Annotated in this window: 16 protein-coding genes; 5 read left to right on the forward strand and 11 right to left on the reverse strand. The window is 51.5% G+C overall.

The window, feature by feature from the left end:
• The first annotated feature begins 22 nt into the window (after window positions 1–22).
• Window positions 23–1,039 carry a hypothetical protein gene (locus ACINK7_RS08925; RefSeq protein ID WP_404361000.1) on the forward strand — a complete coding sequence of 339 codons (1,017 nt, stop codon included), beginning with the start codon at window positions 23–25 and terminating at the stop codon, window positions 1,037–1,039.
• A 159-nt stretch (window positions 1,040–1,198) separates the two neighbouring features.
• On the opposite strand, the gene ACINK7_RS08930 is transcribed toward ACINK7_RS08925, so the two are convergent.
• The 6 genes from ACINK7_RS08930 to ACINK7_RS08955 all read right to left on the reverse strand — a co-directional run bounded on the left by ACINK7_RS08930 (window position 1,199) and on the right by ACINK7_RS08955 (window position 11,199).
• Window positions 1,199–3,919, reverse strand: coding sequence for a molybdopterin-dependent oxidoreductase (locus tag ACINK7_RS08930; protein ID WP_404361001.1), 2,721 nt, complete (start codon window positions 3,917–3,919; stop codon window positions 1,199–1,201).
• Window positions 3,877–5,100: an NAD(P)/FAD-dependent oxidoreductase gene (locus ACINK7_RS08935; RefSeq protein WP_404361002.1), complete on the reverse strand. Its 1,224-nt coding sequence runs from the start codon at window positions 5,098–5,100 to the stop codon at window positions 3,877–3,879. Before ACINK7_RS08935 ends, ACINK7_RS08930 begins: the two co-directional genes overlap by 43 nt.
• Window positions 5,101–5,177: 77 nt before the next feature.
• Window positions 5,178–6,449: an alginate export family protein gene (locus tag ACINK7_RS08940; protein ID WP_404361003.1), complete on the reverse strand. Its 1,272-nt coding sequence runs from the start codon at window positions 6,447–6,449 to the stop codon at window positions 5,178–5,180.
• 114 nt (window positions 6,450–6,563) lie between these two features.
• Window positions 6,564–8,327, reverse strand: a complete 1,764-nt coding sequence (locus ACINK7_RS08945; protein WP_404361004.1) for an ABC transporter ATP-binding protein — start codon at window positions 8,325–8,327, stop codon at window positions 6,564–6,566.
• Between the two features lie 13 nt (window positions 8,328–8,340).
• Window positions 8,341–9,357: an ABC transporter permease gene (locus tag ACINK7_RS08950; protein ID WP_404361005.1), complete on the reverse strand. Its 1,017-nt coding sequence runs from the start codon at window positions 9,355–9,357 to the stop codon at window positions 8,341–8,343.
• 444 nt (window positions 9,358–9,801) lie between these two features.
• Window positions 9,802–11,199 (reverse strand): CmpA/NrtA family ABC transporter substrate-binding protein, encoded by a 1,398-nt coding sequence (locus ACINK7_RS08955; RefSeq protein WP_404361006.1) that lies wholly within the window; start codon window positions 11,197–11,199, stop codon window positions 9,802–9,804.
• Between the two features lie 914 nt (window positions 11,200–12,113).
• Between ACINK7_RS08955 and ACINK7_RS08960 the strand changes: the two genes are divergently transcribed.
• Entirely contained in the window at window positions 12,114–13,808 is a 1,695-nt protein-coding gene (locus ACINK7_RS08960) for an FAD-dependent oxidoreductase (RefSeq protein ID WP_404361007.1), read from the forward strand.
• A gap of 25 nt (window positions 13,809–13,833) precedes the next feature.
• On the opposite strand, the gene ACINK7_RS08965 is transcribed toward ACINK7_RS08960, so the two are convergent.
• Together ACINK7_RS08965 and ACINK7_RS08970 are read right to left on the reverse strand one after the other, a co-directional pair.
• Complete coding sequence (locus ACINK7_RS08965; protein WP_404361008.1) at window positions 13,834–14,607, reverse strand: metal ABC transporter permease; 774 nt, start codon at window positions 14,605–14,607, stop codon at window positions 13,834–13,836.
• 5 nt (window positions 14,608–14,612) lie between these two features.
• Window positions 14,613–15,311: a metal ABC transporter ATP-binding protein gene (locus ACINK7_RS08970; protein ID WP_404361010.1), complete on the reverse strand. Its 699-nt coding sequence runs from the start codon at window positions 15,309–15,311 to the stop codon at window positions 14,613–14,615.
• 62 nt (window positions 15,312–15,373) lie between these two features.
• Here ACINK7_RS08970 and ACINK7_RS08975 point away from each other — a divergent pair, with 62 nt between their 5' ends.
• Window positions 15,374–16,309, forward strand: coding sequence for a radical SAM protein (locus tag ACINK7_RS08975; RefSeq protein WP_404361011.1), 936 nt, complete (start codon window positions 15,374–15,376; stop codon window positions 16,307–16,309).
• A 436-nt stretch (window positions 16,310–16,745) separates the two neighbouring features.
• Here ACINK7_RS08975 and ACINK7_RS08980 read toward each other — a convergent pair whose 3' ends face one another.
• Window positions 16,746–17,123 (reverse strand): hypothetical protein, encoded by a 378-nt coding sequence (locus tag ACINK7_RS08980; protein ID WP_404361012.1) that lies wholly within the window; start codon window positions 17,121–17,123, stop codon window positions 16,746–16,748.
• Between the two features lie 455 nt (window positions 17,124–17,578).
• On the opposite strand from ACINK7_RS08980, the gene ACINK7_RS08985 reads away from it, so the two are divergent.
• Window positions 17,579–18,043, forward strand: coding sequence for a MarR family winged helix-turn-helix transcriptional regulator (locus ACINK7_RS08985; protein ID WP_404361014.1), 465 nt, complete (start codon window positions 17,579–17,581; stop codon window positions 18,041–18,043).
• A gap of 347 nt (window positions 18,044–18,390) precedes the next feature.
• Window positions 18,391–19,719 (forward strand): DUF3422 family protein, encoded by a 1,329-nt coding sequence (locus tag ACINK7_RS08990; protein WP_404361015.1) that lies wholly within the window; start codon window positions 18,391–18,393, stop codon window positions 19,717–19,719.
• Between the two features lie 672 nt (window positions 19,720–20,391).
• Here the strand turns inward: ACINK7_RS08990 and ACINK7_RS08995 are convergent.
• A complete protein-coding gene (locus tag ACINK7_RS08995; RefSeq protein ID WP_404361017.1) occupies window positions 20,392–21,681 on the reverse strand; it encodes a TRAP transporter large permease in 1,290 nt (429 codons plus the stop codon).
• The gene (locus ACINK7_RS09000) at window positions 21,681–22,160 is read right to left on the reverse strand and encodes a TRAP transporter small permease (protein ID WP_404361018.1); all 480 of its coding nucleotides are present in this window, start codon (window positions 22,158–22,160) and stop codon (window positions 21,681–21,683) included. Before ACINK7_RS09000 ends, ACINK7_RS08995 begins: the two co-directional genes overlap by 1 nt.

Consider the following 22,160-nt stretch of genomic DNA (forward strand, 5'->3'; position numbering starts at 1 on the left):
TCATCAAAAAAGGTATTGGGTCATGTTTCATAATAATCAATCGATCAAAACATTATTCTGTCGGCTTATCTTTGTTCTGGGATTAGTCGGTATTATTCCGGCGCAAGCGGAAGACTCATCGGAAGTGACGGCGTTGATGGGGTTGCTCGGCATTAACTCGAAAGAGTTGGCCAATCTGGAGCAGGGTAAAACCGTCTCATTCGATATCGCGGAAAACAACGAAAAAGAATTGGCCGCCGGCGTCGTGATGTACATACCGGCTAAACCTTCCAAGCTCGTTCAGTACATTAACGAGAAAGATCTCGGAACCATTGATACCGATCTCATTTCGCAAGGTAAGATTCCGGCCAACGCGACACTGGAGTCGTTCAAAGGTTTTGCTTTAAAGGCAGGAAGTGGGGAGGCAAAGAATTTCATGCGGGCGCAACCGGGCAGTCAATTCAATTTGTCGATCGACGAATTCAAGCTTCTTAAGAGCATCGACGCCGCGCAAGCCGACGCGGCGTCACAATCCTATCGGCGCATTCTTCTCGAACGCATGCAATCTTATCGCAAAAAGGGACTGAAAGGGATTGCCAATTATGATCGTGGAGACGGTTTGTCGGCGAGGCCTGCGGAAGAGCTTCGCACCGCAACATTGGCCAATAAAGTATTGACGCGTTATTTTCCGCAAGTTTACAAGGCTTGGCTCGATTATCCCGCGGCAATGCCGGCGGGTGCAGGCGAACAATTTTTCTGGCTCAATCGCAATGTCGAAGGGCGCCCCACCGCAATCCTGGGGCATCGCATCATGTTGTCATCGAATGGCGCCGAAGTCATGCTGTCCCGGCAGTTTTATGTCGGGCACTCATACAATTCCAATCAACTCAGTATCGCCTGTCTGCCTTATCGTGATGGTTCATTGGTTTTCTATGCCAACCGGAGCTTTACCGACCAAGTGGCGGGTTTCGGTAGCGGCGTTAAGCATTCGATAGGGCGCGAGCAAATGCGGGGGGAAATCGTCAAGAGGCTGATCAACTTGCGTAAGGCAATTATGTAAATGTCTTTTTTGGAATATACTTGGATTGCGACCGGATATGGTATGGTGCGCCCCATTCAACCCGGAGATTACGATTTCGTGTCCCAAGCTATCCCTGTCTATTCGTATGAGCTTTCTTAGATAGAACAAAATGGTCAGTGATTTGGTGTTTAAAGAGGTTTATTGCTTCGGCAAAAATCGTTTCAGTTCCGGCAGGCAAGAGCCGCAACCGGTTCCTGCGCTTAACCGCTGCCCGATTTGTTCGACGTTCGCTAAATTGAATTCCCGGACCGCTTTGGCGATCGATTTTTCGCCGACATTAAAACAGGAACAAACCAAGCGGCCGCAATCCTCTTGTCCATCCGGCGGCAAAGCGCTCAATAACCGTAAACGTTCTTCTTTGTTAATCTGCGGTTGCGCGAATAGCGATTCAAGCCAGCTGGTTTCCGGCATCGGCGGTGTTGAGGACACGAATAAGCAAACTTCCAATCGGTCGTCGATGATTAGCGCACTTCGATAAATGCCCCGTTCCGGATCGCTGTATTCCAGACAATGAGGGTTATTCGATTCGCCGGATAGCGATCTTAGCCAATCGCGCCAAGAAAGGCGGGGCATACGGTCGGCCAGCTCGTAGCGGATGAAGTCGTTGCCTTTGACTGTAACGCGATATTCTATATCGTCTAGGGCCAACGGCGCCCGCGACAATAGCATCGCGTACCAAAGCGCTCGGTAAGGCGTGATGGTTACCGGCGTTTGTTTGCTTTCCGGTTGGCCGGAATGCGGATCGACGACCGGGTTGACCAATGCGCCGACGCGTCCACGGCTAGTGAGTTGCGCCGTCCAGTGCATCGGCACGAATAGGCTGCCGGGTTGTTGGCTGTCGGTGATTACGACGCGGGCAATCATATTGCCCCATAGGCTCGAGATCGTGGTTAGGTCATGCGCTTGTAATTTGTGCCGGGACGCATCGAGCGGATGAATCTCGACAAAAGGCTCCGGTTTATGGGCATTGAGTTTTGCCGACAAGCCAGTTCGTGTCATTGTATGCCATTGATCGCGCAGGCGTCCGGTATTCAACGTGAAAGGATAATTCGGATCGGGCTTGTTAACCGGCGGGCGAGGGCGTATCGCAATGAACCGGGCTTTTCGAGACGCGGTATAAAACTTACCGTCGGTGAACAGGCGCGCGGTGCCGTTAGGATTCTTCTTGGTGACCGGCCATTGCACAGGTTGTAACCGGTCGTAGGCGTCTTCGGTCAGATCCGCGAAGGCCGAAATATCGAAATCGCGCGGTTGGTCTTCCCGATTATTTTCAAAGCCGGACAGCGCGGCATGTTCGCGGAAAATGTCGGCACCGGACCGGTAGGCGAAGGCATGTTTGAAGCCCATGCGGGCGGCGACTTGACTGACGATCCACCAATCCGGCCTAGCGCTTCCGGAAAAAGGGAATAGCGGTCGCTGACGCGATATTCGCCTTTCCATGTTCGTGACGGTACCGTTTTTTTCGCTCCAGCCGGCCGCAGGTAGGCGGACATGCGCCAAATCGACCGTATCGGTGTTCTTGATGCAATCCGATACGATGACGAGATCGCAGCGTTTCAGCGCATTTTTAATTTTGTCCGCGTCCGGCAGCGTGACGACCGGATTCGTTGCGATAATCCAAACCGCCTTGACGGTGCCCGCATCGATCGCATCGAACAGTTCGACCGCCTTTAGGCCGGGACGGGTCGCGATCCGATCGGTTTGCCAAAAGCGGGCAACGCGGTCGATATGCTCTGGCTTATCCAATTCCATGTGTGCGGCCAAGGTGTTGGCTAAGCCGCCGACTTCGCGTCCGCCCATCGCATTCGGCTGACCGGTGAACGAAAAAGGCCCCATGCCCGGTTTCCCGATTCTACCGGTCGCCAAATGGCAATTGATGATGGCATTGCATTTATCGGAGCCGGAGGCCGATTGGTTGATGCCTTGCGAATAGACCGTAACGGTTTTAGCGGTGTTCGCAAACCAGTCGAAAAATTTTTCGACGTCGGCCGAGGGCAAGCCGCAGTCTTGCGCGATGTTTTCAATATCTCCGGCCGTGTTGCGGGCGGACTGCAACGCCCATTCGAAATCCTGAGTAGATGTGTCGATATAGTCGTTATCGAGCACATCGCTTTGTGCTAAATAGGCCAACAAACCGTTGAATAATAAGCCGTCCATGCCCGGTTTGATAGCCAAATGCAAATCCGCGCTGTCGCATGTCGCGGTTCGGCGCGGGTCGATCACGACGATTTTCAGCGCCGGATTGTTTTGCTTGGCTCTGAGGATGCGCTGAAACACGACCGGGTGACACCATGCGGTGTTCGAGCCGGTCAGCACGATCAATTCGGCGGCCTCCAAGTCTTCGTAGCTGCACGGAACGGCATCGGCGCCGAAAGCCCGTTTGTAACCAGTGACGGCCGAGGACATGCACAGCCGTGAATTGGTGTCGATATTGGCCGAGCCGATAAAGCCTTTCATGAATTTATTGACGACATAATAGTCTTCGGTCAAGAGTTGACCCGAGACATAGAACGCTACCGCATCGGGCCCGTATTGCCGGACGATCGAGGTCAAACCTTCAGCAACGGTGTCGAGCGCGGTATTCCAGTCGCACGGCATGCCATGGACTTCGGGATGCAGCAGGCGATTTTCCATCGATACGGTATCGCCCAAGGCCGAACCTTTCGAGCACAGTTTACCGAAATTGGAGGGATGATCCGGGTCGCCTTGTATCGTCACTTTGTGGGTGATAGCATCGTCGACGGTCGCTAGAATACCGCAGCCGACCCCGCAATAAGGACAGGTGGTTTCGATTGTTTTTGCGTTCATGGCGGCGGTCATGCGGCAATCGGCAAGGGTGGGCGCCCGAAAATCAAACATTCGCGGTACGGCGAAATATCGGTCCGGTTTTTCAAACAATCGAGATACCAAGCCGAATCGCCAGTATCGCCATAGAGCACGATACCGGCGATACGTCGATTCTTGATAACCAATTTTTTATAAATATGCAGGGCAGGGTCCTTGAAAACAATCTGTTCGCTCTGTTTGCCGCCATTGAAATCGCCTGCCGAAAACAGATCGATGCCGGTCACCTTGAGCCGGGTTGCCGGCAACAAGCTTTGATAACGCGAATCGCTTCGATGACTCAATTGCCGAGCGCAGACCTTGGCTTGCTCGTATACCGGCGCGACCAGGCCGAACAATTCGCCGCGATGCTGCACGCATTCGCCGACCGAATAGATCTCAGGATCGCTGGTTCGCATCGTATCGTCGACGACGATGCCTTGTTCGCAGTCGAGGCCGATGGCCTTTGCGAGCGCGATATTCGGCTTGATGCCGGTTGCCATGATCAGTAGATCGGCGGGCAGGATGCTGCCGTCGCTCAGTTCGACTTCGGCGATATGGCCGTTTCGGCTGATGATGTTTTCGATCGTGCAGCCCAGCTTGAAATAAAGCCCCTTGGATTCGAGCTGCGATTTCAAGAGAGCGCCGGCCTCGTTATCGAGTTGGCGATTCAATAAATGGTCGGCGCGATTGATAACGGTCACATGCATGCCTCGCTGCTTGAGACCGTTGGCGGCTTCCAAACCCAACAAGCCGCCGCCGAGTACGATGGCGTGCCGCTTGCTTCGGCTTTTTTCGATCATTGCTTCGACATCGGCGATTTCTCGGAAACTCATCACGCCTTCGGTGTCGCGGCCCGGAATCGGTAGAATCAACGGCAGCGAACCGGTTGCGATTAACAGACGGTCGTAAGGGGCTTCGGTGCCATCCTTTGCGATCACGCGGCGATTGGCCCGGTCGACGTTGACGACGGTTTTGTCCGGACCGCAATAGAGCGTGATAGCATGTTTTCGGTACCAGGCGAAGTCGTGAATCATGATGTCGTTGATCCGTTTTTCGCCATACAAGACCGGAGTCAACAGAATCCGGTTGTAATTACCGTAAGGTTCGGCGCCGAATACGGTGATGTCGTATAAGTCAGGCGCGGATTCGATCAAGGCTTCGACAGATTTCATACCCGCCATGCCATTACCGATAACGACTAATTTTTGTTTCATGATCATTCTCCTTAGGATGGTGTGGGCGCGATGCCTTTAGTTCGTGAGCGAAGAACCGGCATGCACCACTTAACCTGTTAAAAAGAAACGTTGCCCTGAACCCAAACCTTTTGCGTGTCGTTTTGGGCAAAAGCGGGGGCGTTAGCATCGGCGGCGTAATAGGCGTATTTCAACAATACGGAATAGTGCTTGCCGAAGGCTTTGGTGACTTGGAAATCGTATTCGTTGCCGTAATCGATACTACCGCTGTCATCGGTGAAGTTGTGATAGACGAACATCAAATTGGCGCCGAGCACGCCGCTTGCCAATGTGACATTGACGTCCCGAATACCGTCGGCAGGCGTTGCCAGAAATCGGTCGGCCCAGCCTTGAAAGGCATGGTTAGTGCCGAGCGGCGCTTGGAAGGCATTGCGCCCGTTGCCGTTAAGTTGTTCCATAGCTGCTTTTGCAGTGATGCCGAATAGCGTCAAGCCGCCCATCAAGTTGTAACGATCCAATGCGAAGCTGTTCGGATTGTTTTGATAATCGGCTTGATAGCTGTATTCGGCCGTGTAATGCAGTGTCAAGTCTTCATTGATTTGCGGCGAGCCTATCAGTCTAATACCGTAGGTCTGGCTGGAGCGGCCGAACAACGCCTTGTCTTCGGTATATTTCAACCAGTAACCGTAAGCGGTTGCACTGCCCAAATTACCGAAGTTGTAATTGACGTTGAGTAAAGGCAGTTCGGTGTTGTCGGTCAACGAAAGAATGTTTCGGACCCTGCCGATATAGCCTGCCCGAATCGTCAAATCGGCAATCGACGTGTTCGTCACCAGCACAGAATCGTAGGTCATCTCCATTTGCCGCCAACCGACGTTACCGATGAAACGGTCGTCATCCAGCTTGATGCGTTGCCGGCCGCCCTTGATCAATGTATCCGGAATACCGTTAAAAGTGAGCCAGAGTTGATTCAATTCGTGCCGGTCGGCCGGGTCGGCGACAACATGATAACGGCTGTTGCCGGTTGATACGCCATTGTAATCGCGTTGCGCAGCAAAGATATTCTCGTATTCGGCGAAGCCTTGCCAACCGAATACATTCGGACTCAAATAGCCCAGACGCAAGCGAAAGGTATTGGCATTGGCCGGTTCCGGCGGGGTGCCTTCGGTGTTGGCGTGTTCGTAGCGGTAGTTCAGATCGAAAGTAACTTGACCGTATTTACCGTCACTTTGTCCGAACTTGAGCGCGTTTTCGATCGTTTCGTCGAAGCCGCCGGCCTGGGCTGACGATGTTATCGCGATTAATGTTGCCGAACAGGCGATATGCCAAGACCTTCGGGTTTTAAGCGGTAAAGCGGTAGCTAATAGCATCGTATTCTCCTTAATGAACATGAAATCGTTTTGATCGCACATGCGATCCATTAGAACGGGCTTAGGCCTCACGCGTTTACAGCGATTATGCATCGTGGACCCTATACAAGCGTCTCAATGCGTATGCTCGCATTCGGCCAGAAAGGTCAGTAGGCTTTCTCGGTACTTGTAATAATCCGGGTGATCGAGTAAGGCTTGTCGTGTGCGCGGCCTTGGTAGGTCGATCGTTTCGATCTTGCCGATCTTCGCGTGCGGACCATTGGTCATCATCACGACCCGGTCGGCGAGCAGGATGGCCTCGTCGACATCGTGGGTCACGACGATCGCGGTGACATGGGTCCGTTCCCAGACTTCCATCAGGACTTCCTGCAATTCCCAACGGGTCAGCGAATCGAGCATGCCGAACGGCTCGTCGAGCAATAACAGTTTCGGCGACAATGCGAAAGCGCGGGCGATACCGACCCGTTGGCGCATTCCGTTGGAGAGGTCCGCCGCTTTTTTATCCATCGCATCGGCCAGTCCGACGCGGGTTAAGTAATATTCGACGATATCGTCGCGTTCGGACTGCGATGCATGCGGGTAAACGTTGTCGACGCCGATCATGACGTTCTCGAACGCGGTCAGCCAGGGAAACAGACTGGGCGACTGGAACACAACGCCCTTGTCCGGGCCGGCGCTGTCGATTTCTTTGTTGTCCAGCACGATGCCGCCTTCGGATACGTCGGTCAGGCCTGCGGTCATCGACAGTACGGTCGATTTACCGCAGCCCGAATGGCCGATGATCGAGATGAATTCGCCTTTTTTGGCTAACATGTCGAATCCGTCTACAACCTTGACCGTGCTTTTACCGTCGGGCGTCGGATAGATTTTCGAGAGTTGCGAGAATTCCAGATAACGCGGTTTGCCAAGATCGTTCTGTTTGGGTTTTAAAGCCGAGATGTCCAATTTCCAATCGTTGCTGGTGTTGGGTCGAACATCCGGCAAAACAATGTTTTCTTTATCGGACGCGTCGGCTTTTTGCATGCCGACACCCATCAAATAGCGGGTGATTTCGGCGCGGAGTTTCTTGAAGGTTTCATCGTGATTCAGCGCGGTTCGGCCGCGCGGTCTTGCCAACGGAATCTTGAAGCTGGGCCCGAATGTCGCGCCGGGTCCTGGGTTCAGTGCGATGACGCGATCGGCCATATAGATCGCCTCGTCGACATCGTTCGTGATCAAAATGACGGTTTTCTTTTCCGCTTGCCAAATCGCGAGGATTTCGTCCTGAAGTTTGCCGCGCGTCAGCGCATCTAATGCGCTCAACGGTTCGTCCAACAACAAGATATCGGGATTGGCGGCCAAGGCCCGGGCCACATTGACGCGTTGACGCATGCCGCCCGATAATTCGGCAGGCTTTTTGGTCATTGCGCCGCCTAAATTGACCATGCGTACATATTTTTCGGTATGCGCTTTACGCCGGTCGGCCGACCAATCTTTGAAGCGTTGGTCGACGGCCAGTGCGACATTGTCGAATACGGTCAGCCAAGGCAGCAGCGAATAATTTTGAAAGACCACGCAACGGTCAGGCCCCGGTCCCTTGATCGGCCGGCCTTGTTTAAGCACCTCGCCGCTGTCGGCCTCGATCAATCCTGCAATCGTTGAAATCAGCGTGGTCTTGCCGCTGCCGGAAAAGCCGACGATCGCGATAAATTCGCCTGCCTCGATGTCCAGATTGATGTCTTTCAATACCGGCGTTTTACCCTTGCCCTCGCCGTAGGATTTGTAAACGTTTTTGAGTTGTAAGAAAGGTTTCAAGGAATGGACCTTGGCTAACGGCGCAGCGGGTGCCGGCGTGTCGATTGATTCGTCATCGATACGTAAGAGTCGGGATGTTTTCATGTCGGTCTCCGGGTCAGAGTGTTTTGCCGAAGGAGAAGGCTTGTTGCAGCGAATGCATGATGCGGTCCAGCATGAACCCGATGATGCCGATCGTGAATACCGCGACCATGATACGGCCTAAGGAATTCGAGCTGCCGTTTTGAAACTCGTCCCAGATAAACTTTCCGAGGCCGGGGTTTTGTGCGAGCATTTCGGCCGCGATCAGCACCATCCAGCCAACCCCAAGCGACATGCGCATGCCGGTGAAGATATAGGGTAAGGCCGAGGGTAGTACGATCTTCTTGATCTGCGTGCTCCAGTTGAGACGAAGGACTTTGCCGACATTAACCAAATCCTTGTCGATCGACGAGACGCCGACCGCGGTGTTGATCAGCGTCGGCCATAACGAGCATAGCGTGACGGTAATTGCCGAGGTCAAAAAGGCTTTTTCGAACCATGAATCGTCCGTCGTGATGTAGACCGCGCTGACAACCAGCGTCACAATCGGTAACCAAGCGAGCGGCGAAACCGGTTTGAAGATCTGAATCATTGGGTTGATCGCGGTATTGATAACCGGGCTCATGCCGCAAAGGATACCGAGCGGCACAGCAATCAACGTTGCAATGATAAAGCCCGTGAATACGGTATAAAGACTGGTCAAAATTTGGTCGAAGTAAGTCGGTTTGCCGGTATAGGGCCGTGTTTTGATTTCGGCTTGCGGGTCGCGCGCCAACTTTTGTTGATTGCGGATTTTTTGGCGCTCGTAGAATGCGGCCATTTTTTCTCTTTCGGCATGATGGGCGTCGATCAGTCCCTGCGCTTCATGCCATACGGCTTCAGGCCCCGGAATCGCGCCCAAACTGGTTTGGATTTTTACGGCCGAGGCATTCCAAAGGCCCAGGAAGATGACGAAAGCCAGTATCGGCACGATGATCGTCAAACCGATTTGCCGCATTTGCTGCTGCGGATTTTCGCCGGCGCAAAGCTTGACGAACGGTACGAACCAGGTCAGCCCGGTCACGTTGAAAAATTTGATTAATGTAGTCGACATGGCGAACCTCTTTGTCTAACCAACGGTCATGTTTAGTCATGAATGTCTAAAAAAATGACGCGTCCTTGCGCCTAGGCGACATTCGATGTCACTATCGGAAGGGGTTGTTCTTTATCTAGGATTTCGTGATAAATAACGTCCTATAGCTATGAGTTTTGTTGAGGGTTCGGCAACTCGCTTGACAGGTCGCCGTGAACCCAGCACCTAAATTCCTTAGCCCATTGGCTATGTTTAATATAATGGCTAATTTAGGTGCTGGGTGAATACGTCCGTGTAGGCTTGACGGCGGAATCTGATTGCCATGGATGGCATGAATGCAGATTTTGCAGGAGCAAAAATCTGCCCTGTCGCCGACACCTGCCAATCAAGCAACCGAACCCTCCATAGGATGGGAAAGTTATTGACGACCAAATCCTTACTTGTTTTATTCGGAGCGATGCGCCGTCATTGGCTGATTTTTCCGTCTTTCAATATTTCTTTGCCTTTCAAGCCGATCGGGAATTTCGTCAGATATTCGTTCGGTTTACTGCCGTCGTAAACAATGTCGTCGATAAAATCGGCTTGCGGCGGTTTGAATCCGGTTTCGGTTTCAGGCGGAAAATCGCTTGCCTTGGCTTTACCTTCGGCAATCAATTCTTTTGCGGCGGCCCTATAGATATCCGGGCGATAAACTTTTTTAGCCGTTTCAACGAACCATTCGTCGGATTTGGGTTCGTTGATCTGTCCCCAACGGCGCATTTGCGTCAGAAACCAAATTGCATCGCTGTAATAGGGGTATGTGGCGTGATAACGGAAAAACACATTGAAATCGGGCAGCGAACGGGCATCGCCTTTTTCATATTCAAAAGACCCGGTCATGCTATTGGCGATCACCTCAAAATCGGCGCCGACATAACGGCTGTCGGAAATAATCTTGGCTGCTTCTTTGCGGTTCTTATTGTTTTCGGCGTCGAGCCATATCGCCGCACGAATCAGCGCCTTGACGACAGCCAAGTGCGTATTCGGGTTTTTATCGGCCCAGGTTTTACTGACACCGAATACTTTTTCCGGATTGTTCTTCCAAATTTCATAATTGGTCACGACCGGTACGCCGATACCTTTGAATACCGCTTGCTGATTCCACGGTTCGCCGACGCAATAACCGTAAATCGTGCCGGCTTCGAGCGTGGCCGGCATTTGCGGCGGTGGAGTGACGGACAGCAACACTTCGGCATTGAGCTGTCCGGTCGTTTCTCCCGGCGGCGAGTAATAACCGGGTTGTATACCGCCGGCTGCCAGCCAATAACGCAGTTCGTAGTTATGCGTCGAAACCGGAAATACCATGCCCATGTTGAACGGTTTGCCTTCGGCCTTGAATTTTTCGATCACCGGTTTCAAAGATTCGGCTTTGATTGGATGCACCGGCTTGCCGTCTTGCATTGGTACATGCGGTTTCATTTGTTGCCAGATGTCGTTCGAAACGGTCACGGCATTGCCGTTTAGGTCCATGCTAAACGCGGTAATCACATCGGCTTTCGTGCCGAAACCGATTGTCGCGCCCAAGGGTTGTCCCGCTAGCATATGCGCGCCGTCCAACTCGCCGTTGATGACGCGGTCGAGCAAAACTTTCCAATTAGCTTGGGCTTCTAATTGCACATAAAGGCCTTCATCTTCGAAAAACCTTTTTTCATAGGCGATGGCCAAGGGCGCCATATCGGTTAACTTAATGAAACCCAATTTCAGGTCTTCTTTTTCGATGTTTTCTACAGATGCAGCATTCGTGCTTGCCATAAGCAAAAAGGCTGCGGTAGCCGCCAATATGGTCGGTCGTCGTTTAGCGTTGGATACTAAGTTTGAGTTCATGGTCGGTTCCGCAAATATAAAATTCAGGCAAAAAAAAGGCGTCTGCCATGCGATACGAGGGGTTATCGCATGAGAGACGCCTTTGTCCGGTTTGCTCGACAGTGAGCTTGTCAGTTACTCCATCGTTGGAGATTTATTAATATTTAAGCAAATGGAATGCCAATAGTGAGATGGTTTCGGGATAGTAATTAATAATTCAATAATAACAATAGGCTATGGTTAGATTGGATTTGAGAAGGGAGTAAGGGCGGTTTTTCCCTGGGCAAGCGATGACATGATTTAGTGCAGAGATAGTCATTGCCAGGGTAGTACGGCACCAAATGTGTGCGTTGGCGTTAGAAGAACGGTTTCGAGCAGATTATTCTCTTTTGATTGAAAAACCGGCTCAGAATAAAAGGTATGGGATGCGTCTACCGAGGACCGCCGTTCACCCAGCACCTAAATTATCTCAGATAGTTAACCATAGCCAATGGACTATGGAATTTAGGTGCTGGGTGAACCCATCCATGGGGGCTTTACGGCAGCAATCCCTGCAGCCGACATCCTCGTTAGCCACACCTTATGCTTTTATAAAGTTAGCTAATTTTTGAGTATAAAGGGAGTAAAATAACTCAGTGGAGATTCTTTGGTCCGGCTAATCTACCATAGCAATATATACACTCAGCTATTTCTAATTCAATGTCTGACTAGAGCGAAAAAATGGAATGCGGAATTCGGTACCGACAGAAAAGATTGGGGAAACGCCAAAGTGCATTAGCGCAAATTGCTCGTGTGCCGGCTGGGTAGATAGAGATGCTCCTCTTATTATCCGATCCTTATTATATCTTTCGCATTGCAAATTTCGGCAAAGCTTAGGGGGCATTCCAGTGCCGAATTTTGATCTATGAAGAGTATGTCGTCAAAGGTGTGTAATTATGAATCCAAACAAAAAACGTATCCTCATCGTCGGCGGCGTGGCCGGCGGAGCGACTTGCGCGGCGCGTGCGCGGAGACTTTGCGAAACCTGCGATATTGTCGTGTTCGAACGAGGCCAGCACGTTTCGTTCGCCAATTGCGGCCTGCCTTATTTCGTCGGTGACGTGATCGAGTCCGAAGCAAAGCTGCTGGTGGCCAGCCCGGATTTGTTCGAGCACCGCTTCAACATCGAAGTCCATACCGAAACCGAAGTCACACGCATCGACCGGCAAGCGCGAACGATAGAAGTGCTTGATTTGAAAACGGGAACGTGCCGCGAAGAAGCCTATGATGCCTTGGTTTTGGCGACCGGCGCCCAGCCGATCCGCCCACCCTTGCCGGGCATCGATCTGCCGGGTATCTATGTCTTGCGCAATATTCCGGATAGCCGAAAGATCAAGGCCGCCACCGCTAAGGCATCGCGAGCGTTGATCGTCGGCGGCGGTTTCATCGGGCTCGAAATGGCCGAAAATCTGGTGGCATTGGGACTCGATGTCACGTTGCTGGAATTGGCAGACCATGTGCTGCCGCCGTTGGATCCTGAAATGGCAAGCTATGCGGCAGAACGCTTGAGGACCAACGGCGTCGAATTAAGGCTCGGCGAAAGCGCCGTGTCGTTCGAGCAGCACCCGGAGCGCGGTTTGATCTTGCACACCTCGAAAGGCGCAGCGCTCAACACCGATCTGGTCATCCTGGGAATCGGCGTGCGTCCCGAAGCCACGCTGGCTCGGGAGGCTGGATTGGAACTGGGCGAGCTCGGCGGAATCCGGGTCGATCCCTACATGCGGACGAACGATCCGGCGATTTGGGCGGTCGGCGATGTCGTCGAAGTCAAAAACCGGGTCACCGAGCAATGGCAACTGGTCCCGCTGGCGGGGCCAGCGAACCGGCAGGGGCGGGTTGCGGCTACGGCAATCATTCATGATTTTTCATGCGGAGAAAAAGAAGCATTGCCGCCCTTGACTTTCGATGGCGTTTTGGGAACCGCCGTATGCGAGGTTTTCGGCCTGACCGTTGCCTGCACCGGCGCCAGCGAAAAACTATTGAAGCGGCTCGGTATGGATTTCGAGAAGGTCTATTTGCATCCAGGTCACCATTCCAGTTATTTCCCTGGCGCGAAACCGATACACATCAAGTTATTGTTCTCGAAGACCGACAACAAGATTTTGGGCGCGCAAGCCGTCGGCGAGAAGGATGTCACGCGGCCGATCGATGTCATCGCGACGGCGCTGATGCAAGGAGCCACGATATTCGATCTGGAGAATCTGGAACTTTGCTATGCGCCGCAGTTCGGCGCGGCCAAAGACCCGGTCAACGTCGCCGGCATGTTGGCCGGCAACCATCAGCGCGGCGATTTTCCTTTGGCGAACTGGGACGACCTGGAGACAACCTCGGCCTTGTTGGTCGATGTGCGTAGCGCGGACGAATATGCCAGCGGCCATGTTCCGACTGCGCAAAACTTACCGCTGGAATCGTTACGCGATCGCATTCACGAGTTACCGACGGATCGTGATATCTGGTTGATCTGCGGTGTCGGCCAACGCGCTTATTATGCATATCGTCTTTTGACGCAAAACGGCTTACGGGTCAAAGTACTATCAGGCGGCATGAAAACCTATCAAGCAATGACTCTGGCGACGGATGCTCCAGAATAGGTACTGCTTATTCAACCATAATCAGTCATTGCCCTTTGTCACGGAAGAAAATCGATGCTAGAAATAAAACTACGCTGGCGATAATGATCAACGGACCAGCCGAAATGCCGGTGACGCCAAAGGCAAGGATGCCGAGCGCGCAAGCAATGGCGCCGGCAATTGAACTGATGACGGTATATTGTTCCAGGCCGTTGCTGAGGTTTTTGGCCGTGCAAGCCGGAATGGCTAAGAGCGCAGCGGTCATCAGTCCTCCGACGATGCGCACGCCTATTGCGACGGTGATCGCAATACAGATAAGATAAATCGCATCATTGCGTTTTATATTTGCGCCGTTGGTTTGCGCCAGGTCGGCGGATATTCCGGATAAAACCAAAGGGGCGTAAATCGATTTGATCGCCCCGAAAAGCCCTAGACAGATTACTACCGTGATGAATACCGTCGCAGGCGATATTTGTGAAATATCTCCGAGCAAGGCGATTTCGGTTTTTTCCTCGGGCAGAAACAAAAATGCGGTTGCCAACGCGCCGGAAAACACCACGGCGGTCAGCGCTTCGGGATGCAGCCGGGTTTTTTGCTCCAAAAGCCAGATGATCGCTACGCCGCCGGTCAAAAAAAGTAGCGCGCCGATCGATACGTCGAAATCGTAAAGTAAAGCCAAGGCTACGCCAGGCAGCGTCAAATGACCAAGAGCTCCGCCCATCAACGCCATGCGTTTGGTAAGCATCAACGAACCCATGTAACCGGCAACCGCGCCGATTGCGCAGCCGATAATCAGAGCAAGCAAGATCGTTTCTAACATAAATTTTATCCGTGCCGATGTTGATAGAATTTGATGCCGCTACCGTAGAGCCGTTTCAATTGCTCCGGCGTCAAGACTTCGTCGGGTTTGCCCATGCACATTTCTTGTCGGTTCAAACAAAGGACTTGCGTTGCATATTCCCAGACGACATGCAGATCGTGAGTGACCAACAAAATAGTCAAATTTTGCATTTGCCAGAATTTTTGCAACAGGCTATAGATCGTTTCTTCGCCGCCGATATCGATACCCGAGGTCGGTTCGTCTAAAATCAAAACGTCCGGATTATCGAGCAGCGACCAGGCGATCATCATGCGTTGAAATTGTCCGGTCGATAATTCGTTGAATTGACGCTGCAAACATCTTACATCGAGTCCGACCGCGCATAGCATCGCTTCGATTTTTTCTCGGTCCGACGTTTTGAAGGCAAAGAATTCCGAGAGTTTCAGTGGCGGAATATCTTGTCGTCTAAGTAATTCTTGAGGCGGGACATAACCGATTTTTCCGGCATGCCAGGTGATGTCACCTTGATAAGGTAGCAGGTTCAACAGACTACGGAGCAGCGTGGTCTTGCCGGCACCGTTCGGCCCTAAAATGACCAGAATATCGCGTCGCTTGACCGCAAACGAAAGCCCTTCGATCACAGTCGTGCCGTTATAAGCGACTCGAAGATCATTGACTTCCAATACTTTGTTATTATCGTTCATATTGCTTTCCAATAAGCTGGGAATTCTTTAAGCTCTACAGCAAACAGAAAAAGGAGCAACTCATGATCGTATTCGGACCGGTACCGTCAAGACGCCTCGGGCGTAGCTTGGGAATCAATAACATACCGCCCAAACACTGCTCTTATTCGTGCCTATATTGCCAGGTAGGGCCGACAAAAGCCACGGAAATTCGGCAGCGTGCGTTTTACGAACCTGAGTATCTATTCGATGAGATCGCAAAGCATCTTGAAAAGCTTAAGCGATGCGGCGAAACGGTCGATTATCTGACCTTCGTTCCGGACGGGGAACCGACCCTGGATGCCGGTCTTGGCAGAGCGATCGAATTGCTGCGTGTTCTTGATATCAAAATTGCCGTGATTTCCAATGCCTCGTTGATCAGCGAACGCCAGGTTCGTGAACACCTCAAGTTGGCGGACTGGGTATCGTTGAAGGTGGATGCGGTCGATCGCTCTATTTGGCAACGCATCAATCGGCCGCACCAAGAACTCGATTTGGAGCTTATTTTGTCGGGAATGCTGAGATTCGCCGGCGAATTCACGGGAACACTGGCGACCGAGACGATGCTGCTCGAGGATATTAATACCGGGCAAGACTCTACGAAGCGTCTGGCGTCTTTTTTGCTGAAATTGGCGCCCGAGATAGTTTATCTCTCCATACCGACACGTCCGACTGCGGACAGTAGCGTTCGCGCGGCTTGCGCGGAGACGTTGACTCGTGTCTACCAAACCGTCAATGAAGTGATGCCTCGCGTCGAATTACTGAGCGGCTATGAGGGCAATGTCTTTTCGTCGACCGGCGATTTTGTCGAGGATATCCTGGCGATCACTGCAGTGCATCCGATGCGCAAGGATGCCGTAATGAAGTTACTGGAAAAGAATCATCAGGACTGGAAGGCTGTTGAAGTTCTGTTGAAGCAAGGAAAGTTACAGGAAGTCGACTATGAAGGGTACAGTTTTTATGTAAGAAGCAGTCTTTAAATTAGGCTATGTTCGCGTTAGCAGTTGCAACGGTTCTCTTTCCTAATAAATTAACCATTTAGGAAATAGTCAATGATTGCTTTCCAATGCACTGAGCGTGGAAGAGGGTACGATTACTCGCCTGACAGGACGCCGTAAACCCAGCACCTAAATTCCATAGCCTATTGGCCATGATTAATTATATAGATAATTTAGGTGCTGGGTGAATGCAGATTTTGCATTACGCCATGGATGGCGTGTATTAGGGCACCAACAGTAGGCGCTTTAGGCGATGCAGGGCAGAAAAATGCTCCTGCATTTTCTGCATTCATTACATCCATGTAACTCAGCAATTGCCGAGGAGCAAAAATCTGCCCTGCCGGCGACGCCTGCCAATCGAGTTATCGAACCTGCTTACCTTGCATTAAAAATAGGCAAATTATTTATGACCAAATCCTTAGTGGGTCGATGCGTAAAGCCTTTGAATTTCTTTATATCGATTTGCCGCATCGTTCAAAGCGCTTCTGGCCGATACTAGGTCATCGTTTTTTACCGCGCTACGTGCTTTTTTAAGTACGCTGCTGGCTCGGTTGCGTTTGACGTCCAAGGCATTGTTGGCTATGTCCTTTTGCAACTGCCGGGCGTCGCTGATCAAGTCGATCAATACGGCTTTATCTGTGTCGTTATCTAGTGCGCTTTGTGCTTCTTCGACTTTGGCCAGCGTATTTTCGATAGCGGCTTTAACCTCGGCATAGGTTGGATTGGTGACCGCAAAAGCGTTGCTCGACAAAGCACCGAGCAGGAACGTAAACAGAATTTTAGCGAATGTGTTCATAGAAAACCTCAGAAATGAAAAAAACAAGATATATAGCCTGGAGATTATTAGTGGCTTCGGAAGCAAAGCATTGAGTCAATCTCAAGGTGTGGTGATAGTCTACCTTAATAAAGGACTAATTAGAACTAAAAAGGTTCTAACCAGAACAAATATTTCAAATCAGTTTTCTTGCTCTCATGCTACGGATTATCGGTAATGCATTTAAATATAATTAAAATCATATGCTTGGGAAATATATCGGAGGTCGGTTAGGAGCTTTTTACGTCAGCGACTCCGATAACATTTGGGCGGCAAGACTTGCCGAAATAAACAGGAAGATCAAAACTTGCCGTTCATATAGAGGTTTCCAATAGTTTTGTATGACTGCATCGCGGCAGGTTTCGCGGTGAAAGCTTGCCGGGCTTATCGTTTGGCGCTATCCTGATCGTTCTGATTAGAACTTTTTAGTTGATCGCATGACAGTCTCTTCTACATTCCCAGGCGTGTTGCGTGACTTATTACGCACACATCAAGCTTTTTTATCTTATGCGGCGGTTCATGTTCAAAAATTCGATCTGACCTTGCCCCAGTACGACGTCATCATCACCCTGGGTGGTACGGAAGGCATGACGCCTAAAAAACTGGGTGAAGAAACGCTGATCACGAAAGGCACGCTGACCGGAGTCGTCTGCCGATTGGAGGATAAAGGACTCGTTCGGCGCTGCGCTTCCGCGAAGGATGGCCGGAGCCAAATCATCAGTTTGACCGAGGCTGGAAAAGATATCTATGAACGATCTTATCCGGAACATTTACGTTACATCGGCCGTTTGTTCGACGATTATGAATCCGAAGAAATAGGGGCGCTCGAGGCCAGTCTGGTGCGTTTGTACCAGGCAATTGCGGCTGCGCGGAATGGGGAAGAGGGCGCGGGTGACGATTGAAAGGATTTTAACCTAGAAAATGAATTTCACCATGAAGAATAAGAAGTTAATTCAATAACTTGTTATGCGTTTGTATGGTACTTTCTTTTACCCAAGAGGTTAGTGGAAATATTTAAGTAATCTCTTGAAATACTTCATTACTTTCATGTGACTCATGGTTAAGTTGCCGAAATTAGGTTTAGAGTTGTTTATCTCGGTAGCTTAGGAAAACGAAACATAGCTGCCTCATTTGATTTTCTCGGTTTGATGACCTTGAAGTAACAATCGCTATAAACTTTTCATCATTATCAACAATCGCTAAACTATGCCGTTTTTCAAGAGCGCCCCGGCTCTTAATATTTCGATAAATGACAACCGACAATAATGTGACGACTCTATTTCCCCTGCCGCAAAATCATCCGCAACGTTTCGTATTGCACAATGAAGTCCATGCCCGTGCCTCGTTGAATTTGGAATTGCCGATCAGGGCCTCTCATCTGGCCTTGTTGTTGACGAGCGATGAAAAACAGCGCGAACGCGATCATTTAAGTAAGCTCTGCCAGCGCTACGGCAAGCCCTGTCCCGAAAAAGACGCTAGCCATTTGAGCGAAACCTTCGATACGTTCGAGATTCGGTGGGAGCAGCATAGCGAATTCAGCACCTACACGTTTTACGTAGCGAATACGCCGGCTGATCCGTTTTCCGACCCTGCGTTGAAAAAAGTGCCGGTCGATTGGCTTTCCGAATTGCCGGGTCAATTGATGGTCGCCGCGCATGCCGCAATCCAACCGGCGGCCGTCGTCAAGAACGGCGACGGACTCGATATGGCCGCGATTTCCGCCTGTTTCGCGAACAATCCGGTCGTCGGTTCCAGCGTGACCGGCGGGGACGCCCAAGTATTTACTGATTTTAGGGTACATGTCGACGGGTTCAGCCGTTTTCTGATCGTCGACCATAATTTGCGCTCGGCGCAGGCGGGGCGATTGCTGCATCGTCTGTTCGAAATCGAAGTCTACCGAGTGATGGCACTGTTGGCATTTCCTATTGCGAAAAAGCTCGCGCCGGAGCTGAGACGGGCCAACCAAAAGCTTTATACAATCACGAATGCGATGGCGCAATCGGACAACAGCAAAGACGCAGGTCTGTTGGACGAATTGACGACGTTAGCTGCCGAAATCGAAAACCATATTTCGACGCATCTGTTTCGCTTCACGGCCGCAAGCGCTTACTATCAGCTCGTCGGTCAGCGCCTAGAAGATTTACGCGAAGTCCGGATTCAAGGCATACAGACGCTCGGTGAATTCATTCGGAGGCGCATGGAACCGGCGATGAGCACTTGCTATTCGACCTCCAAACGCTTCACGTCCCTGTCTGAAAGAGTCGGCAATGCGAGCCAATTACTGCGAACCCGCGTCGATATCGTGATCGAACGACAGAACCAAGGCTTGCTAACCTCGATGGCGCGCCGCGCGAAAATGCAATTCAAGATGCAACAAACCGTCGAAGGCATTTCGATCGTCGCGATCACCTATTACGCGACAGGACTGATCGGCTCGGTCTCCAAGGCGCTACGTGCGGCCGGTTGGCCGGTTAATCCGGAACTGGCGGTCGGCGCGGCGATTCCGTTCGTGATGATCGCAGTCGCGTTGGGCCTAAAACGGATTCACAAGATGATTGAAAAAACGAGCGAGGAATGAAGACGGGTAGGCCGGGTTAGCGATAGCTAATCTTCTACATTTCAAGGCGTTCTATTTTTAATGTTGGTTTTGGGAATGCTTTTGCCTGAAATTCCGGTTTCCCGAGGCCGGCAAGCCAAAGCTTGCCAATCAATCGTTCCCAAGCTATGGTTTGTAGGCCGAACATCAAGAAAATCGAAATTTGGAGGCAGAGGCGCGTTTTCGATTCGGCTATGTAAATTGTTAGTTGAACCGAGGGCGTTGGAGTGGGCAAATTAAACCTGACCACTTTATTCCTTTTTTTGGGAAAATAAACATCATGCCTATTCATCGTTCCTACGCTCTGCGTGGGAATGCATCCCGGGACGCTCTGCGTCCCCATAGGTCGATAATCCCTACAAGAGCAACGATACATTCTCTGCAGTTTCATAACCCAATTACCCTCCGCAGTCGACGCAGAGCGTCTAAAGCGGCATTCCCACGAAGAGCATGGGAACGAGCGGTTTGTGGGGATACCTCAGAACCTGCCCCCTTTTTCGTACATACAAATGGGCAGTAAGGGCTCGTATAATAAATTTTTCCAACAGCGGAATTTCTTCTATGCTCCATTGCTGCCGGTGAGATTGCCCGTTAAAAGGTGATTTCCTTCAACGCGTTACCGAAGCCGAACCGCAACAGGTCGATATCAATGGCTTATGACCGACTTGCTCCTAGCCAACTCGGCAAGCCTAATGTGAGCGCCGGCCAATAAGTGATGATTAGCACGGCCAACAGCAGAATGAAGAAAAAGGGCAATGTAGCCTGGTATAGCTGTAGTAACGGGCGCTGGAATCGGTAACTAGCGATAAACAAGTTCATGCCCACCGGCGGCGTGAAATAGCCGATTTGCATATTCGCCAGAAAAATAATGCCCAGATGCACCGGGTCTACGCCGTAACCGACCGCGATCGGCAGCAGCAACGGGATCATGATGACCAACGCGGCGAAGATGTCGAGCATCATGCCCAAGGCCAGCAAAAACACGTTCAGCGCGATGAGAAAGGTCAATCGGCTCGAAATATGATCGTGAACGAATTCGAACAAACGTCCGGGTACATCGGCATCGATCATCACGTTCGTCGAGGCCAACGAAACGCCTAAAATCACCAGAATGCCGCCGACCATGACCATTGCGCTCCGCATCACGGCTGGCAATTGGCTGAGACTGATTTCGCGGTGAATCAAGACTTCGACTGTCAGCACATAGACCGTCGTGACGGCGGCGGCTTCCGATACCGCGAAATAGCCGCTGTAAATGCCGCCCAGCACGATAAACGGCAGCGGCAATTCCCAGCGCGATTCGCGCAAAGCCTGCCAGGCTTCGTTTACGGTGAATTGGGTTAGTCCAATATCGCGGTTATGCCAATAACTCCAACCCGACAACATGACCAGCATCAGCAGGCCCGGCATGATGCCGGCCAAAAACAATTCATCGATCGTAAACGGGCGGCCGACGCTCATTTGCTGGGCGATAACGCCGTACAATATTAGCGGTAAGGAAGGGGCGAACAGCAAACCCAGGCTACCGGATGTCGTGACCAAGCCAAGGCTGAAATTTTCATGGTAACCGGCTTTGATCAAGGCCGGATAAAGCAAGGCGCCCAATGCGACGATCGTGACGCCCGAAGCGCCGGTAAACGTCGTCAACAATGCGCAAGCCGTCAATGAAACCATGGCCAGGCCGCCCGGCAGCCAGCCCAGCAGGGCTTGAGTCAGTCGCATCAGTCTTGTGGGTGCTTGGCTTTCGCTCAATAAATAACCGGCAAACGTAAACAGCGGAATCGCCAGCAATATCGACATATCGGCCAGCCGGTAAAATTCGATCGCTACGACCATTAGGTCGATGTCGTTATGATAAAAACCGAGCAGGGCGCTAGCGGCGATAATCGCGAACAATGGAGTACCCAATAGCGCCAGAACGATTAGCGCAACGACGACGAGCATCAGGGCGCCTCTCTATTCAACAAGACCGAAAGCCCATGTAATGTAAAACGCAGGCTCATGATGCCGAAGCCGAATGGAATGACCAGTTGGCAAATCCAGGCGGGAACCGAGGCGAATGCCATAGTCGCATATTGATAGTCCATCAGCATCAATCGCGCGCCTTGCCAAGCCAACAGAGCGCAAATGATAGCGGTAAACCAGTGGCTGAGGAGTAGAGCGGGTATTTTTAGAAAGCGAGGAAGGAATTTGCTAAGGACATCGATACTGATATGGTTATTATCGCGGGTTGCGGACATTGCCCCGAGCAGAGCGATCCATAGCACCAGGATACGCAGCAGCGGGTCGGCCCAGTCCAAGCCGGCGCCCCAAACGTTTCGGAGCACGACCTGGCCGATGGCCAGCAAAATCATCGCGGCGAGTACCAACGCTAAAATGCCGTCTTCGAGACGTCTTAATCCGTTGATGAGACGACGACACAT

It is taken from the genome of Methylotuvimicrobium sp. KM1, from assembly GCF_044788715.1.
In the GTDB taxonomy this organism is placed as follows: Bacteria; Pseudomonadota; Gammaproteobacteria; order Methylococcales; family Methylomonadaceae; genus Methylotuvimicrobium.